Source organism: Clostridium aromativorans (assembly GCF_020908015.1).
Classification (GTDB): Bacteria; Bacillota; Clostridia; order Clostridiales; family Clostridiaceae; genus Clostridium_B; species Clostridium_B aromativorans.
In genome coordinates, this window is the sequence record NZ_JAJJPB010000003.1 from 146660 (window position 1) to 163165 (window position 16506).

A 16506-nucleotide genomic window follows, 5' to 3' on the forward strand; every position below is an offset into this window, starting at 1 on the left:
GTCATTTATTATGCAACTAATCCATTTAATTTTAAAGTCAGCTTAGATTTATCTCTTGAAGCTTTATTCTTGTGAATAACACCTTTTGATGCCGCCATATCTAGAGCTTTTATAGCTGCAGTGAAGGTAACCTTAGCTTCTTCTACATTTTTATTCTCAACAGACGTTAAAAACTTTTTTATAGTAGTCTTTAATGAAGATTTTATTATTCTATTCCTCAATGTCTTAGTTTGAATAACTTTTATTCTCTTTTTTGCAGATTTTATGTTTGCCATGCTTTCACCCCCTTGTATTTTTATAGATTTCAATAGCTTTGGGGAAATTTGCCATCAAATCATTATATTTAACAAGTGCTATTATAGCATTAAATTTTAACCACTTCAAGTAAAATTATACTGTCAAAAATATATGCCTTTCAAACTTTTTATCTAATTGTAAAAAGTTTATTGTAAACTGTGAATTGTCGATCTGGTATATTGTAAAAGATAATAACTAATAATATGTAGAGAAAAATCCAGGCTTTAGCTTGATCAAAAAATTTACCAAGCTTAAATAATGTAAAGGGAGTGATATGTGAATGTTTGATGTAAGGACGGATTTGGCGGTAGAAGCCAGGGAAAAGTGCCGTAAGGAAAGAGGAGGGGAAGTTCCTGGAGTGGAAGTGGAGGAAACTATGGAGGATGGTATAAAGGTGACCTGTGTAAAAATAGTGGAGGATATTGGGGAAAAAATCATGGGAAAACCAAAAGGCTCCTACATAACTGTGGATATGCCAAGACTCACTCATTACGATGGGGAAATAAGGGATAAAGTGAGCAAGGTCGTGGGAAAAGTATTGTCAAGTGTGATAGATATAGATAAAAGCATGACTGCATTGGTGGTGGGATTGGGAAATTGGAACATAACCCCTGATTCTCTGGGGCCTAAAGTGGTCTCAAAACTTATGGTTACCAGGCATTTGAAGCAGTTAGTACCTGACAAGATAGATGAGGGTATAAGGCCTGTATGTGTCATATCCCCAGGGGTACTTGGGATTACTGGCATTGAAACCAGTGAAATAATACAGGGTGTTGTGGACAAAGTAAAACCTAATCTGATAATTTGTATAGATTCGCTGGCGTCAAGGAAGATGGACAGAGTGAATTATACAGTGCAAATAGGAAATAGGGGAATATCTCCTGGTTCTGGGGTAGGCAATAGAAGGATGGAATTGAGTGAAAAAACACTTGGGGTGCCTGTAATAGCTATAGGAGTTCCTACAGTGGTGGATGCGGCTACTATGGCCAATGATACTATTGATATGGTTCTGGACGAAATGATAAGGCAGACAAAAAAGGGAGAAAAATTTTATGAGATGTTGAAATCCGTGGATAAGGATGAAAAGCATCAGATGATAAGGGCACTTCTTGAGCCTTATAAGGAAAATATCATGGTTACACCTAAAGATGTGGATCTGGTAGTGGATTCCATTTCAAAGGTTATTGCAAATGCTATAAACATAGCACTCCAGCCTGCATTGGACTTAGACGATATAAATACTTTCTTGAATTAGTAGCAGATGATATTTTATAGTAATTTTGAGTATTACGTGAAAAGTAATTGGCTGTAGGATTATAATCTGGAATATAATGTATAAAATTCATAAAAAAGCTCATCCTTTATAATGAGAATTTTATTCCTATTTGGGGGTGACTTTTTTATGAATAGGAAAGCTATTGCAACTGTAATGATAATTTGCTGTGTAATAATTATTTTAGGATTTACAGTTATAACTGCAGGATTGCCTAAATTTATAAAGGATAAATCAGATTTTAAGATAGATTACACTCAGACACCTTTTGATTTTAGCGTGGATATGGGAAATTACTCACTTAGCATAGATAATAGGATAGGTGATAATTTTAAAAACGGATCTAAAAAAATTATAGATGTGGTAGGTAGTAAAATATATTCTGGAACTTCTTATATAATAGATATGACTCAAAATACATTTGAAAATATAGAGGATAGGTTCACCAAATAATGTGCTTTTAACTGTAGGGTGATTATGATATAATTTACTGTAGTTGTTGGTCCGAATTGTGGAGAAATTTCATTGATATTGGGGGAAGTAGTATGCAGAGTGAAAGACAGAGACATATAAGAAATTTTTCTATAGTTGCCCATATAGATCACGGTAAATCCACCCTTGCAGACAGGTTAATTGAAAAAACAGGAACTCTTACTGAAAGGGAGATGAATTCCCAGGTACTTGACAATATGGAATTGGAGAGAGAACGGGGGATAACTATAAAATCCCAGGCAGTGAGGCTTATATATAAGAGGCCTGATGGAGAAGAATATATTTTAAATCTTATAGATACGCCGGGACATGTAGATTTCAATTATGAGGTTTCAAGAAGTCTTGCAGCCTGTGAGGGAGCTGTTTTAGTAGTTGATGCAACCCAGGGCATACAGGCACAGACACTGGCTAATTGCTATTTGGCCATGGATCACGATCTGGAAATTGTTCCGGTAATAAATAAAATAGACTTGCCAAGTTCGAGACCTGATGAAGTAAAAGGGGAGATAGAGGATGTCATAGGAATAGATGCGGAAGATGCTCCTCTAGTTTCTGCAAAGACAGGGTTAAATATAGATGAGGTCTTGGAGGCCATAGTAAATAAAATACCTTCTCCAGAGGGAGATGAGAATGCGCCTTTGAGGGCTCTTATATTTGATTCAAATTATGACAGCTATAAGGGAGTGGTCTGTCATATAAGGGTAAAAGAAGGTTGTATTAAGACAGGAGAAGAGATAAAGCTCATGGCTACAGGCAAGGTATATGAAGTTACAGAAACGGGAATATTTGTCCCGGATTTCATGCCCAGATCAGAATTGAAGGCTGGAGATGTGGGATATTTCACAGCTTCCATTAAGAATGTGAGAGATGCAAGGGTTGGAGATACAGTAACTGAAGCGAGAAGAGAGGCGTCAGAACCTCTTAAAGGATATAGACCTGTAGTCTCTATGGTATACAGCGGCATATATCCGGTAGATGGAAAAAAATACAGTGAATTGAAGGAAGCACTGGAGAAACTTCAGGTTAATGATGCAGCACTTTGTTTTGAACCGGAGACATCTATAGCTCTGGGATTTGGATTTAGATGTGGTTTTTTGGGACTGCTTCATATGGATGTCATACAGGAAAGGGTTGAAAGGGAATTTAACCTAGACATAATAACTACGGCTCCATCTGTTATATATAAGGTATATAAGACAGATGGTACTCTAATAGAACTTACCAATCCTACTAACATGCCTGAAGTATCGGAGATAAAGTACATGGAGGAACCAATAGTTAAGGCTTCCATAATAACTCCTTCGGAATATGTAGGATCAGTTATGGAACTTGCCCAGGGCAGAAGAGGTACTTTTAGAGATATGCAGTACATAGAGACCACCAGGGTATCCTTAAATTATGATATTCCACTAAATGAAATAATATATAATTTCTTTGATGTATTAAAATCTAGAACAAGAGGTTATGCATCTCTTGATTATGAATTAAAGGGCTATAAGGCTGCTGAATTGGTAAAATTGGATATTCTTTTAAATGGGGAAGCTGTAGATGCCCTTTCCATGATTGTGCCTGAAGAAAGGGCTTATGAAAGAGGAAGGAGTATAGCTGAAAGGCTTAAGGAAATAATACCGAGACAGCTTTTTGAAATACCAATACAGGCTGCTGTAGGTGGGAAAATTATAGCTAGGGAAACTGTCAAGGCCATGAGAAAAGATGTGCTTGCGAAATGCTATGGAGGAGATATATCCAGAAAGAAAAAACTTCTTGAAAAGCAAAAAGAAGGAAAAAAGAGAATGAGGCAGGTAGGTTCTGTGGAAATTCCCCAGGAGGCTTTTATGGCAATACTTAAAACAGAAGACTGAATACAGTTTACAATTGACAGTTTACAATTGACAATTAATGAAGATTTTCGGCTGTAACGAAAATCAACCGAATTTGATATTTGAATGTGCTTTTTTTATAAGTAAAATTTATAAACTGGGGAGTGTTTTTGTGTACGATAAAGGAAACATGATTACAGGGGAGCCTGCAGCTTTATACATACATATACCATTTTGCAGGAAAAAATGCCTCTATTGTGATTTTTCATCTTACAGTGGAAAAGAAGAATTTATGTGGAATTATTCAAAGGCGTTGGCTGGAGATATAGATTTTATAGGTAAGAGATCTATAAAATCTATATTTATAGGCGGTGGAACACCTACCTATTTATCACTTGAGAGCTGGAATAATATATATAAAGCTCTGAAAAAGTTGAAATTGGAAGACAATTTGGAATTTACAGTGGAGGGAAATCCAGGTACTTTTACCGAAGAGAAATTAAGGTTTTTAAAAAATATAGGGGTCAACAGATTGAGTATAGGACTTCAAGCATGGCAGAATTCTTTACTTGGAAAAATTGGCAGAATTCATACTTTAGATGATTTTTTAAAAGGTTATGAGATGGCGAGAAAGCTGGGCTTCTCAAATATAAATGTGGATCTCATGTTTGGGCTTCCAGGGCAGACTTTAAAGGACTGGAGGGAATCTCTGGAGAATGTGGTTGGGATGGCACCAGAACATATATCCTGTTACAGTCTGATAGTGGAAAAAGGAACTCCTTTTTACAACATGTATAAAAACCATGAACTAAAGCTTCCTCGGGAGGAAGAGGAAAGGCAGATGTATTATTTTACATTGGAGTTTCTTTACAAAAGTGGATACAATCAATATGAAATATCCAATTTTGCCAAAATGGGAAATGAATGCAGGCACAATCTGGTGTATTGGAATTTAAAATCTTATATAGGATGCGGTTCAAGTGCCCATTCCTATGTAGATGGATATAGATACAGAAATACGTCAGATATAGAAGAGTATATTTTGGAAGGCATTGAGGGGAAATTTATAAGGCTGGATAAACATAAAAATTCCATTTATGATGATATGGAAGAGTTTATGTTTATGGGACTTAGAAAGATAAATGGAATTTCAATAAGAGATTTTAAAAATAGATTCAATAGGGATATTTATTCAGTGTACGGCGGTATAATAGATAAATACGTGGAGAAGGGAATACTAATAGTGGATGGAGATAGGATGTATTTAAATAAGAGAGGAATAGAAGTATCCAATAGTGTGATGTGTGAATTTATATTGACATAATATCGTTTGTATCAGATATGTTGAGTAATCATGAGAAAATATCATAAAATTCATTTTAAATGTAATAAACTATTCTATTTGTTAAAATAATATACTTTATGTGGTGTTGACAAAAAAAATTATGAGTGATATTTTTTAATCATAGTGATTAGCACTCAACAGCAATGAGTGCTAATAAAGAGGTGATATTATGGAAATGGATGAGAGAAAGATAAAAATACTTCAGGCAATAGTAAATAATTATATAAATACTGCTGAGCCTGTGGGATCCAGAACCATAGCTAAAAAATATAACTTGGGAGTGAGTTCTGCCACCATAAGAAATGAAATGTCAGATTTGGAGGAAATGGGTTATTTGGAACAGCTTCATAGTTCTTCAGGAAGGATACCCTCTAACAAAGGATATAGGTTGTATGTGGATAAATTGATGCATATACCCAATTTGAGTCCGGAAGAAATATATATAATAAAAAGTCAGATTATAAGTGACGCATTATTTGAAGTTGATAAGATAATAAAGCAGGCTATTTATCTTTTGTCTGAATTAACGAGGCTTACTTCTGTGGTTAGAGCACCTTTTGCAAAAAAAGGTCGTATAAAGCATATGCAATTGATAAATATAGAATCTAACAGCAGTATTCTATTAGTGCTTATAATTGACAGTGGAATTATAAAAAATAACCTTATAAAAATTAAGAAGGCTATTTCTGACGGTACTCTTGTTAAGATGAGCAATGCATTGAATGACCAGTTAAAAAATTTATGTGCTGATGATATAAGTGTAGAAATTGTAGACAAATTGAAGTCGGATTTAAGAGGGTATGAGGATGTAGTTGATGAAATAATTTGCGTCTTGTATGATAGATTGAATAATGTAGATAATTCGGAAATATATATGCAGGGAGCTATGAATATATTTGACTATCCAGAGTATAAGGACATAGAGAAGGCAAGAGAATTTTTATCTATGCTGGATAATAAACAAAAGGTAAGCAGTTTATTAAACAGTGCCTCGAGTATTTCGGTAAAAATAGGAAATGAGAATTATATAGAAGGCGCAGAAGACTGCAGTGTAATATCTGCAGTGTACAGTTTAAATGAAAAACCAATAGGGGAAATTGGTGTAATAGGACCTACAAGAATACCTTATTCTAAAGTTATATCTGTATTGGCAAATGTGGTGAAGGAAATGAATAGTATTTTAAGTCATGCTTATTCTGATGAAAATAAGTGATGATATTATACTGAATGAATCTGAAAGCCGTTTGCTGGAGATAACAATAAAATGTTAGTTGGATTGGAGGAAGTGTCTAAATGTTGAAAGATGAGGATATGAATGCACAGGATGTTGAAAAAAAATGTGCTGAAAAGGAAGATGAATGTCTAGAAAAAGATAAAAATTCCAAAGCAGGTGAAAAAATAGACCTGGATGAAAAATTGCAGGAATCCGATAATGAAAACATAGACGAAGAAGAGAAAGTCGATGAAAAAAAGTCAGAGGATGAAGCAGAAGTAAAAGAGGAAGAAGTAGATGAACTAGAGGAGAAAAGGAAGAAGTTACAGGAAGAATTAAAAAAGGAAAATTTTAAACTAAAGGATGAAAACAATAAAATTATGAATGAATTTAAAGCTCTTCAAGATAGACTTTCCAGAACAATGGCGGAATATGACAATTTTAGAAAAAGGACTTCAAAAGAAAAAGAGGGAATCTATTCTGATGCATGTAAAGATATATTAAAGGAAATACTTCCTGTATTAGATAACCTTGAAAGGGCAGCAAAGTCAGAGGGTAATTTGGATGCATTAAAAAAAGGCGTAGAGATGACAATGAAGCAATTTAATACTGCACTGGAAAAGCTAAATGTGGAGGAAATTCCTTCAGAAGGAGAGTTTGACCCCAATGTGCATAATGCAGTTATGCACATAGAGGATGATAATTATGATAAGAATTGTATAGTAGAGGTATTTCAGAAAGGATATAAGAGAGGAGATAAAATAATAAGATATAGTATGGTGAAAGTAGCAAATTAAGTTTAAATAAATGAGTGAAATGTTATAAGGACAATTTCAACTGAGTTAAATTTAGGAGGTAAGTTAACATGTCAAAAATAATAGGTATTGATTTAGGAACAACAAATTCTTGTGTTGCAGTTATGGAAGGTGGAGATCCAGTAGTTATAGCAAATTCTGAGGGTGCCAGAACTACTCCATCCGTAGTTTCCTTCCAGAAAAATGGTGAAAGACTGGTAGGTCAAGTAGCTAAAAGACAGGCAATAACAAATCCAGATAGAACTATAATGTCAATAAAAAGGCAAATGGGAACAGATCATAAGGTGGATATAGATGGAAAAAAGTATACACCTCAGGAAATATCATCTATGATACTTCAAAAAATAAAGGCTGATGCTGAAGCCTATCTAGGAGAACCTGTAACAGAAGCAGTTATAACCGTGCCTGCATATTTTAATGACAGCCAAAGACAGGCTACTAAAGACGCAGGAAAGATTGCAGGACTTAATGTTCGAAGAATAATAAATGAGCCTACGGCTGCTTCTCTTGCTTATGGCATGGATAAGATGAATACAAATCAAAAGATATTTGTATATGATTTAGGTGGAGGTACTTTTGATGTATCAATATTGGAACTTGGAGATGGGGTATTTGAGGTTAAGGCCACAAATGGAGATACCCATCTTGGAGGAGATGATTTTGATCAGAAGATAATGGATTATATAGCAGATACTTTTAAAGCTGAAAATGGAATAGATCTGAGAAAGGATAAAATGGCACTTCAAAGATTAAAAGAAGCAGCTGAAAAAGCAAAGATTGAATTGTCATCTTCCATGCAGACAAATATAAATTTACCGTTTATTACGGCAGATGCCAATGGCCCTAAGCACATAGACATGAATTTGACAAGGGCAAAATTCAATGAACTGACGGGAGATTTGGTAAATAAAACTATAGAGCCTATGAAAAAAGCTTTAAATGATGCGGGAATTACAATAAATGATATAAATAAAGTTATATTAGTGGGAGGTTCCACAAGAATACCGGCGGTTCAAGAAGCAGTAAAGAATTTCACTGGTAAAGAACCTTCAAAAGGTGTTAATCCTGATGAATGTGTGGCAGTGGGAGCAGCTATTCAGGCAGGGGTACTTACTGGAGACGTAAAAGATGTACTTCTTCTTGATGTAACACCACTTACTCTTGGGATTGAAACTTTGGGAGGAGTTGCTACTCCGCTCATCAATAGAAATACTACAATACCAACTAAAAAAAGCCAGATATTTTCCACTGCTGCAGATAATCAAACCTCTGTTGAAATCCACGTAGTTCAAGGTGAAAGACAGATGGCAGCTGACAATAAGACTCTGGGGAGATTTACTCTTTCAGGTATAGCTCCGGCTCCAAGGGGAATTCCTCAGATTGAAGTTACTTTTGATATAGATGCAAATGGTATAGTTAATGTATCGGCTAAAGACAAGGCAACTGGAAAAGAGGCAAATATAACAATTACAGCTTCCACTAATTTGAGTGACAGTGAAATAGATAAGGCAGTAAAGGAAGCTGAAAAATATGAAGAACAGGATAAAAAGAGAAAAGAATCCATAGAAGTTAAGAACAATGCAGATCAAATTGTGTATCAAAGCGAAAAGACATTAAAGGATCTAGGAGACAAGGTTTCAAGTGAAGACAAGAAAAATGTAGAGGAAAAGGCAGAAGCAGTTAAGAAAATAAAAGATGGCGATGATTTGGATGCAATAAAGAAAGCTACTGAGGATCTAACTCAGGCACTCTATGGAGTTACATCAAAAATATACAGTCAAAATGCTCAGGCAGGTCAAAATCCAGGAGCGGGCCCTAATCCAGGAGCAGGTCCAAACCCAGGAGCAGGTCCAAATCCAGGAGCTGGCACTCAGGGTGGATCAGGGAATAAAAATGATGACAATGTAGTTGATGCTGATTATAAAGTAGATGATGATAAGTAATATTTTCTCTTCACGATTGTATAATAAACGTGTATAATAGTAATAGTTAAGGGATGAGTTTTTGCTCTTCCCTTAATTTAAGTAGAGAATTGGATTTTTACTAAATAATACTTTCGTTTTAGGTGGTGAAAAATAAAAAGATGGCCAAAAAAGATTATTATGAAATACTAGGCCTTAAAAAGGGTGCCAGTGATGATGAAATAAAAAGAGCATTTAGAAAATTAGCATTAAAATACCACCCTGATAGAAATCAAGGAAATAGAGAAGCCGAGGAAAAATTCAAGGAAATAAATGAAGCCTATCAGGTCTTGTCGGATCCACAGAGAAAAGCTCAGTACGATCAGTTTGGTACAGCTGATTTTAACGGAGGTTCTGGATTTGAAGGGGGATTTGGTGGATTTGATTTTTCCGATATGGGCGGCTTTGGAGATATATTTGACTCTTTCTTTGGAGGAGGATTTTCTTCAAGCAGAAGAAGAAAAAATGGGCCAGAAAAAGGTGCAGATCTTGAATATACCTTAAATTTGACTTTTGAACAGGCAGTTTTCGGTGTGGAAAAGGAAATATCCATAACTAGAAATGAAAAATGTGAAGCCTGTAATGGAACGGGTGCCAAAAGAGGAACTCATCCACATACCTGTGACAAATGCGGCGGAACGGGGCAGGTGAGAACTCAAAGAAATACACCTCTTGGAAGTTTTGTAAGTATGAGTACCTGCGACAAATGCGGCGGAAAGGGTACTATTATCAAAGACAGGGATATATGTCCTGAATGCAGGGGTACGGGTACTGTTAGAAGGCGTAGAAGTATAAAAGTAAAAATTCCTGCAGGAGTGGATAATGGCAATGTAATCCCTATAAGAGGACAAGGCGAGGGAGGTAAAAATGGAGGCAGTCCAGGAGATCTGTATATAAATATAAGAGTATCATCTCATTCTAAATTTAAAAGAGATGGATTTGATATCTATTTGGATACTCATATTAGTTTTGGAAAAGCTGCTCTGGGAACAAGTATAAGGGTACCTACTATAGACGGAGATGTGAAATATGAAGTACCTGCTGGAACACAATCTGAAACTGTATTTAGATTGAGAGGAAAAGGTGTACCTAAAGTCAATGGAAGAGGCAGAGGAGATCAATATGTAAAAGTGATTGTGGATGTGCCTAAGAACTTAAATGAGAAGCAAAAGGAAGCTATTATGATGCTTATGGAGGCAAGTGGAGAGATCCCTGCGGGAGGAACTGGAAGAAAATCCTTTATGGATAAATTTAAACATGGATTTAAATAATTTGTAGATGCTGACAGCTTTTAACTTAAGGGCTGTCAGCAAACTTTATAGTTTTAATGTAGATCCAAATTGAGTGTAGGAGGAAATTCATGAAAAAAGAGTGGATAGAAGTGGCAATTATTACTAGCAGTGAAGCTGTAGAAGCGGTTTCTGGAATATTATACAATACAGGAGTTCAAGGTGTGTCCATAGAAGATCCTAAAGATATTGAATTTGAAAAGAAACGTCCCCAGGATTGGGATTATTTTGATGAAAGCTTGCTGAAGGTAAAAGATGGCGCAGTGATAAAAGGATATTATAAGGAAGATGAAAATCTTAAGAATTATCTGGAATATATAAAAGAAAGGGTAAATAATTTAAAAAACTGCGGGATAGATAAGGGAAAAGGCATTATCACCGTAAGTAAAGTGAATGAAGAAGATTGGGAGAATAACTGGAAGCAGTATTATAAACCTTATAGGGCAGGGAATAGAGTTGTGGTGAAGCCCATTTGGGAAAATTATAATCCTGAAAAAGATGATTTAGTAGTTCAGCTAGATCCAGGCATGGCCTTTGGAACTGGAACTCATGAAACTACGAGAATGTGTATAAAAGCTCTGGAGAAATATGTTAAGCTGGATTCGCAGGTGTTTGATATAGGCACGGGATCGGGAATACTGGCTATAACTGCAGCAAAACTTGGAGCAAAACATGTTATAGCTGTGGACATAAATGGTACGGCTGTGGAATCGGCCTTAAAAAACCTTGAATATAATGATGTAAAAAACATAGAGGTATTTCAAGGGAATCTCATGGAAAAGGTTCATGGAAAGGCAGATGTGGTAGTTGCCAATATAATTGCAGATGCTATAATATCCTTAACAGATGATGTAAAAAATTTTATAGTTCCTGGAGGAATATTTATATCTTCAGGTATAATAAAAGACAGAAGGAAAGATGTGATTGAAAAATTGAGGAATAGTGGATTTAAAATAAAAGAAGTAAATGAGGATGGGGAATGGATATGTGTAGTTGCAAAAAGGATGATATGAAGTGATGAATAAATTTTTTGTGCCTGAACAGGATATACACTGTAATACAGCTTTTATCAAGGGAGATGATGTAAAGCATATAAATAAGGTACTTAGACTTCAATGCGGGGATAAGGTAAATATAAACAACTGTGATGGCAAAGAATTTTTGGGAACTATAGAGAGTGTCGAGAGGGAAAGTGTTACAGTAAAAATTATAGAGGAAATTGAACTGTGCAATGAAAGTCCTGTTAAGATGTATCTATTTCAAGCACTGCCAAAATCGAGCAAAATGGATTTGATTGTACAAAAAGCTACGGAAATAGGGGCATATGAAATAACTCCTGTTATTACCAGGAGGGTAGTGGTTAAAGTTGATTTTACCCAATCTAAGAAGGCGGAAAGATGGAATAAAATTGCCAAGGAGGCCTGTAAACAGTGTAAGAGAAGCAGGATACCAGTAGTGGATAGACCTATTGATTTTAAAGGACTTTTGCAATCATTAGTGCCTATGGATTTGATTTTTGTGCCCTATGAAAACGAAAAAAATTTGGGCATAAGAAATGTGATTGATTCTATAGACAATAGGGATACTATAAAAAAAGTAGCTGTAGTAATTGGACCTGAAGGTGGATTTGAAGAAAATGAGATAGAACTTCTCAAAAACATGAATTCTCATATAGTGACACTGGGACCTAGAATATTTAGGACAGAAACTGCGGGTTTTGTTTCACTAGCACTTCTCATGTATGAATTAGGTGATTTAGGAGGTATTATTAGGTGAAGGTAATTGACAGTGAAAAAGTTGATTTATCACTTGGCAATGAAGAATTTTTTCGTGTATATGGGCATAAAAAGGCAGTGGGGATGTTTACTCTAGGCTGCAGGGTGAATCAGTACGAAACCGAAGCTATGGCAGAAAAATTTATAGCTGAGGGATATAATATAGTTGGTTTTGATGATTGTGCAGATGTGTATGTGATAAATACCTGCACTGTAACTAACATGGGAGATAAGAAATCCAGAAAGATGATACATAGGGCTAGGAGAAAAAATGGAAGCGCAATAATAGCTGTAGTTGGATGTTACTCTCAAATTTCACCTGAAAAAGTATCTAATATAGAGGGTGTGGATGTTGTTTTAGGTACCAGAAATAAGGGAGACATAATTTATTTGATAAAGAGGGTATGCTTGGAACATCGCAAGATAATAGAGGTCAATGACGTTCTTAAGAACAGAGTTTTTGAAGAACTTAATATAGATAAATATCAGTACAGAACTAGAGCTTTTCTCAAAATACAGGATGGCTGTAATAGATTTTGTTCTTACTGTCTCATCCCATTTGCCAGAGGAGCAGTATGCAGCAAACCTCCAGGTAAAGTTGTAGAGGAAGTAAAAAAACTTGCTCAAAATAATTTTAAAGAAGTGACGCTTTCAGGAATACATATTGCCTCTTACGGCATGGATATGAAAGATGATTGGAATCTTGCAGGGATACTGGAAGAAGTAGATAAAATAGAAGGTATTGAAAGAGTTAGGATTGGTTCCATAGATCCCAAATTTTTTACAGAAGGTATCATAAATAGAATAAAAAGATTAAAAAAGTTGTGTCCACATTTCCACCTTTCCCTTCAGAGTGGATGTGATGAAACTTTAAGGAGAATGAATAGACACTATACTGTCCTGGAATACGAGAAAATAGTCAAAGAATTAAGAGATGAAATAAAAGATGTGTCTATAACTACGGATATTATAGTGGGATTTCCTGGAGAGACAGAAGAAGAGTTCAGTAAGACCTATGATTTTTTGAATAGAATAGAGTTTTCCAAAATTCATGTTTTTAAGTACAGTCCAAGAAAAGGTACGAGAGCTGCAAGTATGAGGAAGCAGATAGATGGCAGGATAAAGGAAGAGAGAAGCAGCAAAATTATAGAATTGGATAAAAAGTTGGAAAAACAGTTTATGAATAAATTTTTAGGGAAGAATATGGATGTACTTTATGAGAGCCAATTTGAGAAAAATAATGATTATTATGAGGGGTATACTCCCAATTATATAAAAGTGATATCCAGAGGAAAATGTGGTCAGAATTTAGAAGGGAAAATTTTGAATACTGAGCTGAAAAGTGTAAAAGATGGATGTGTTTATGGAAAAATAAAAAGTTTTATTTGACTTTCAGAAGGATATTTCATATTGATTATTGAATAATTACTGTTAAGGAGGTGATGACTATGGAAGAATGTATTTTTTGCAAAATAATAAAAGGTGAAATACCATCTGAGAAAGTATATGAAGATGATATAGTGTTAAGCTTTAAGGATATAGAACCAGGTGCTCCAGTACATGTTCTCATAATACCTAAAAAACATATAAGGAGTATAAATGATCTTACTGAAGAAGATTCCAATATTATTGCTCATATATATTTGGTTGCAAAACAGATTGCAGATAAATTGGGTTTGGCAGAAAAAGGATATAGAATTGTGACTAACTGTGGTGAGGAAGCAGGGCAGACAGTACCTCATATTCATTTTCACTTATTAGGTGGCAGATCATTTAAATGGCCGCCGGGCTAAAAATTTTATTAAGGTGTATATGCTGAATTCAGAGGGATAATAATATATGCAGCTATATGAAATTGTTGACAGTGTCCAAAGATCTATTGTATAATTGCTATGTGCTATTTGACCTATGTTAACTGTATTTAATTTTTAAAATTAGATTGAGCTAGCGGAGGGAGGGAGATAATGTGTCAGAAATAAAAGTGGGAGAAAATGAGACTATAGAAAGCGCATTGAGAAGATTCAAGAGAAAATGTGCTAGAGCTGGTGTTCTTTCGGAAGTCAGAAAAAGAGAGCACTATGAGAAACCAAGTGTAAAGAGAAAGAAGAAATCAGAAGCTGCAAGAAAGAGAAAGTTTAAATAGAATTCTTTGAAAGAGGGTACCAAGTAATATGTCTCTTAAAGAAAATTTACAAGAAGACTGGAAGCAGGCTTTGAAGTCAGGTGATAAGCTTAGAGCAGGTACTATAAGTATGGTCAAAGCTGCTATTTTATTGGTGGAAAAAGCTGATGGAAAAAAACTTGACGATGATGAAAAGATCATAGATATAATATCAAAAGAAGTAAAACAGAGACGTGAATCTATACTTGAATTTGAAAAGGGCAAGAGACAGGATTTAATAGATAAAACAAAATCTGAAATACAGATCTTGTTAAAATACCTTCCTCAGCAGTTGAGTAAAGAGGATATTTCCGAGATTGTACGGAAAGCAGTTAATGAAGTAGGGGCACAGAGCATGAAAGACATGAAAAAAATTATGGCAATTGTAATGCCTAAAACCAGAGGCAGAGCAGATGGCAAACTTGTAAGTCAAATAGTAAAACAATATTTAAATAAATAGAAAGGTTGAGATTATATCTCAACCTTTTTTAATGGGAAAAATTTAAATAGTTCACAGCTTTAAGTAATTTATCATTCCTGTATTTCATAAATTAGTAAAGGTAAGAGAGTTGGGAGATAAATTCTTAGAGGTGATATCGTGAAAAATAAAATGTATGACACAAAACAAAATATTGCGGATAAGCTGGATTTGCCAAGAGATATAATTTTGAATATGCCTCAAATTAAAGTTATGGGAAATAACGAGATAATAATAGAAAATCATAAGGGCATCATACTATTTGAGGATAGTCAGATAAAAATTAATTCAGGTATAGGGTTGATATCAATATATGGAAGTAAATTTGAAGTGCTTTTTATAGGTGGAAGCACTATAACTATAGGAGGAAAATTTAAATCTATAGTTTATGAGGGAAACTGATAAATTTTCTTTTAAAAATTATAGAAATGGAATAATTTTAATTGAGATACAATCCCTTATACCTGAAAAGTTTATTAACCTTATGTGGGAAAATGACATCTGTATAAAAAATATAAAAAAGAAAAGTATTACCACTATGACTATGGAGATAGATTTAAAAGATTATGGTAAAGTAGAAAATATAGCCAGGAAGACCAGTACTAGAATAAAGATAATCAAAAGAAGGGGTATTACTTTTTTTATAATTAGGATTAAGAGAAAAATAACCCTAGTTTTAGGAGTGATTTTATTTGCTGCAATAATATATTACTTGTCTACATTTATATGGAATATAAAAATAGATTCTGCTGAAGGGATTCCACCTTATACAATAAGGCAGCAGCTTAAAGCTTATGGGATAGGACCAGGGACGAGTAAAAATAAAATAAACGTATATAGAATAGAACAGAAACTTATGAAGGACAATGATGACATAATGTGGGTTAAAGTGAGAATGCAGGGCTCTGAATTAAATATAAATGTAGTGGAGAAAAAATCTCCACCGGATATAAGTATGGATAATACTCCGTGTAATTTGGTGGCAAAAAAAGATGGCAAAGTATTGAGAGTATATACTACACTGGGTACACCAGTTGTAAAAGCGGGTGACGAGGTAAAAAAGGGCCAGATTCTTGTCAAAGGAGAGCAGGGAATTGAGGGATCTACTTATAGTGTACATGCCGCGGGGTATGTCATATGCAGTACACTGTATGAAAGCAGTGCTGATGTAAAAATAGATAATGTAAAAAATATCAGAACAGGTAAGAAAGTAGATAATTATTATATTAATTTGAGAGGTAAGAAGTTATATTTAAAAAAAGATAATAATAAATTTAATAAATATGATAAAATAGAGGAAAGCAAATTTATTTTTGGTAGGGAAACTTACTATGAGGTTAAAAAGACAGTAATAAAAGGGAATGCCCAGAAGATAGTAAAGGATACAGGACAGAAACTTTATAAAAGTATATGTTCCAATTTAGATAAATCCATAAAAATTGTAGATAAAAGGGTCACCTATGAACCTGGTGAATCTTATAAAGTGAAAGTTCAGGTCGCAGCGGAGGAAAATATAGCGGTTTCTGATGTTCAGAGATAAAGGGAAAGCTCAAAAACTAAAGTGAATTTATAGAGTAGTAAAAACAA

The 16506-nt window shown here is 34.6% G+C and carries 17 protein-coding genes; 16 read left to right on the forward strand and 1 reads right to left on the reverse strand.

Translation table 11 applies throughout. From position 1 onward, the window contains the following. Positions 1-8: 8 nt before the first annotated feature. Positions 9-275, reverse strand: a complete 267-nt coding sequence (gene rpsT / locus LN736_RS04900) for a 30S ribosomal protein S20 (protein WP_229981088.1) — start codon at positions 273-275, stop codon at positions 9-11. 302 nt (positions 276-577) lie between these two features. Between rpsT and gpr the strand changes: the two genes are divergently transcribed. The 16 genes from gpr to yqfD all read left to right on the forward strand — a co-directional run bounded on the left by gpr (position 578) and on the right by yqfD (position 16459). Further along, positions 578-1552 carry a GPR endopeptidase gene (gpr, locus tag LN736_RS04905; RefSeq protein WP_150358129.1) on the forward strand — a complete coding sequence of 325 codons (975 nt, stop codon included), beginning with the start codon at positions 578-580 and terminating at the stop codon, positions 1550-1552. A gap of 147 nt (positions 1553-1699) precedes the next feature. Next, entirely contained in the window at positions 1700-2023 is a 324-nt protein-coding gene (locus tag LN736_RS04910) for a hypothetical protein (protein ID WP_150358128.1), read from the forward strand. Positions 2024-2115: 92 nt separating this feature from the next. After that, positions 2116-3924, forward strand: coding sequence for a translation elongation factor 4 (lepA, locus tag LN736_RS04915; protein ID WP_179976973.1), 1809 nt, complete (start codon positions 2116-2118; stop codon positions 3922-3924). A gap of 148 nt (positions 3925-4072) precedes the next feature. Continuing rightward, positions 4073-5206: a radical SAM family heme chaperone HemW gene (gene hemW, locus LN736_RS04920; RefSeq protein WP_150358132.1), complete on the forward strand. Its 1134-nt coding sequence runs from the start codon at positions 4073-4075 to the stop codon at positions 5204-5206. 190 nt (positions 5207-5396) lie between these two features. Further along, positions 5397-6440 (forward strand): heat-inducible transcriptional repressor HrcA, encoded by a 1044-nt coding sequence (gene hrcA / locus LN736_RS04925; protein WP_150358126.1) that lies wholly within the window; start codon positions 5397-5399, stop codon positions 6438-6440. A gap of 80 nt (positions 6441-6520) precedes the next feature. After that, the gene (grpE, locus tag LN736_RS04930) at positions 6521-7237 is read left to right on the forward strand and encodes a nucleotide exchange factor GrpE (protein ID WP_268253767.1); all 717 of its coding nucleotides are present in this window, start codon (positions 6521-6523) and stop codon (positions 7235-7237) included. Positions 7238-7305: 68 nt separating this feature from the next. Next, positions 7306-9198 carry a molecular chaperone DnaK gene (gene dnaK / locus LN736_RS04935; protein ID WP_150358124.1) on the forward strand — a complete coding sequence of 631 codons (1893 nt, stop codon included), beginning with the start codon at positions 7306-7308 and terminating at the stop codon, positions 9196-9198. 140 nt (positions 9199-9338) lie between these two features. After that, complete coding sequence (gene dnaJ / locus LN736_RS04940; RefSeq protein ID WP_150358123.1) at positions 9339-10487, forward strand: molecular chaperone DnaJ; 1149 nt, start codon at positions 9339-9341, stop codon at positions 10485-10487. Positions 10488-10576: 89 nt separating this feature from the next. Then, positions 10577-11518, forward strand: coding sequence for a 50S ribosomal protein L11 methyltransferase (gene prmA, locus LN736_RS04945; protein WP_179976975.1), 942 nt, complete (start codon positions 10577-10579; stop codon positions 11516-11518). Between the two features lie 4 nt (positions 11519-11522). Further along, the gene (locus LN736_RS04950) at positions 11523-12281 is read left to right on the forward strand and encodes a 16S rRNA (uracil(1498)-N(3))-methyltransferase (RefSeq protein ID WP_150358121.1); all 759 of its coding nucleotides are present in this window, start codon (positions 11523-11525) and stop codon (positions 12279-12281) included. 83 nt (positions 12282-12364) lie between these two features. Continuing rightward, complete coding sequence (mtaB, locus tag LN736_RS04955; protein ID WP_229981109.1) at positions 12365-13669, forward strand: tRNA (N(6)-L-threonylcarbamoyladenosine(37)-C(2))-methylthiotransferase MtaB; 1305 nt, start codon at positions 12365-12367, stop codon at positions 13667-13669. Between the two features lie 59 nt (positions 13670-13728). Further along, positions 13729-14073 (forward strand): histidine triad nucleotide-binding protein, encoded by a 345-nt coding sequence (locus LN736_RS04960; RefSeq protein ID WP_150358120.1) that lies wholly within the window; start codon positions 13729-13731, stop codon positions 14071-14073. 173 nt (positions 14074-14246) lie between these two features. Further along, a complete protein-coding gene (gene rpsU, locus LN736_RS04965; RefSeq protein WP_007061146.1) occupies positions 14247-14423 on the forward strand; it encodes a 30S ribosomal protein S21 in 177 nt (58 codons plus the stop codon). Between the two features lie 28 nt (positions 14424-14451). Continuing rightward, positions 14452-14901 (forward strand): GatB/YqeY domain-containing protein, encoded by a 450-nt coding sequence (locus LN736_RS04970; protein ID WP_150358119.1) that lies wholly within the window; start codon positions 14452-14454, stop codon positions 14899-14901. A 150-nt stretch (positions 14902-15051) separates the two neighbouring features. Beyond that, the gene (gene yqfC, locus LN736_RS04975; RefSeq protein ID WP_268253773.1) at positions 15052-15321 is read left to right on the forward strand and encodes a sporulation protein YqfC; all 270 of its coding nucleotides are present in this window, start codon (positions 15052-15054) and stop codon (positions 15319-15321) included. Then, positions 15308-16459: a sporulation protein YqfD gene (yqfD, locus tag LN736_RS04980; protein WP_229981091.1), complete on the forward strand. Its 1152-nt coding sequence runs from the start codon at positions 15308-15310 to the stop codon at positions 16457-16459. The genes yqfC and yqfD overlap by 14 nt, the downstream gene beginning before the upstream one ends. The last annotated feature ends 47 nt before the right edge of the window (positions 16460-16506 follow it).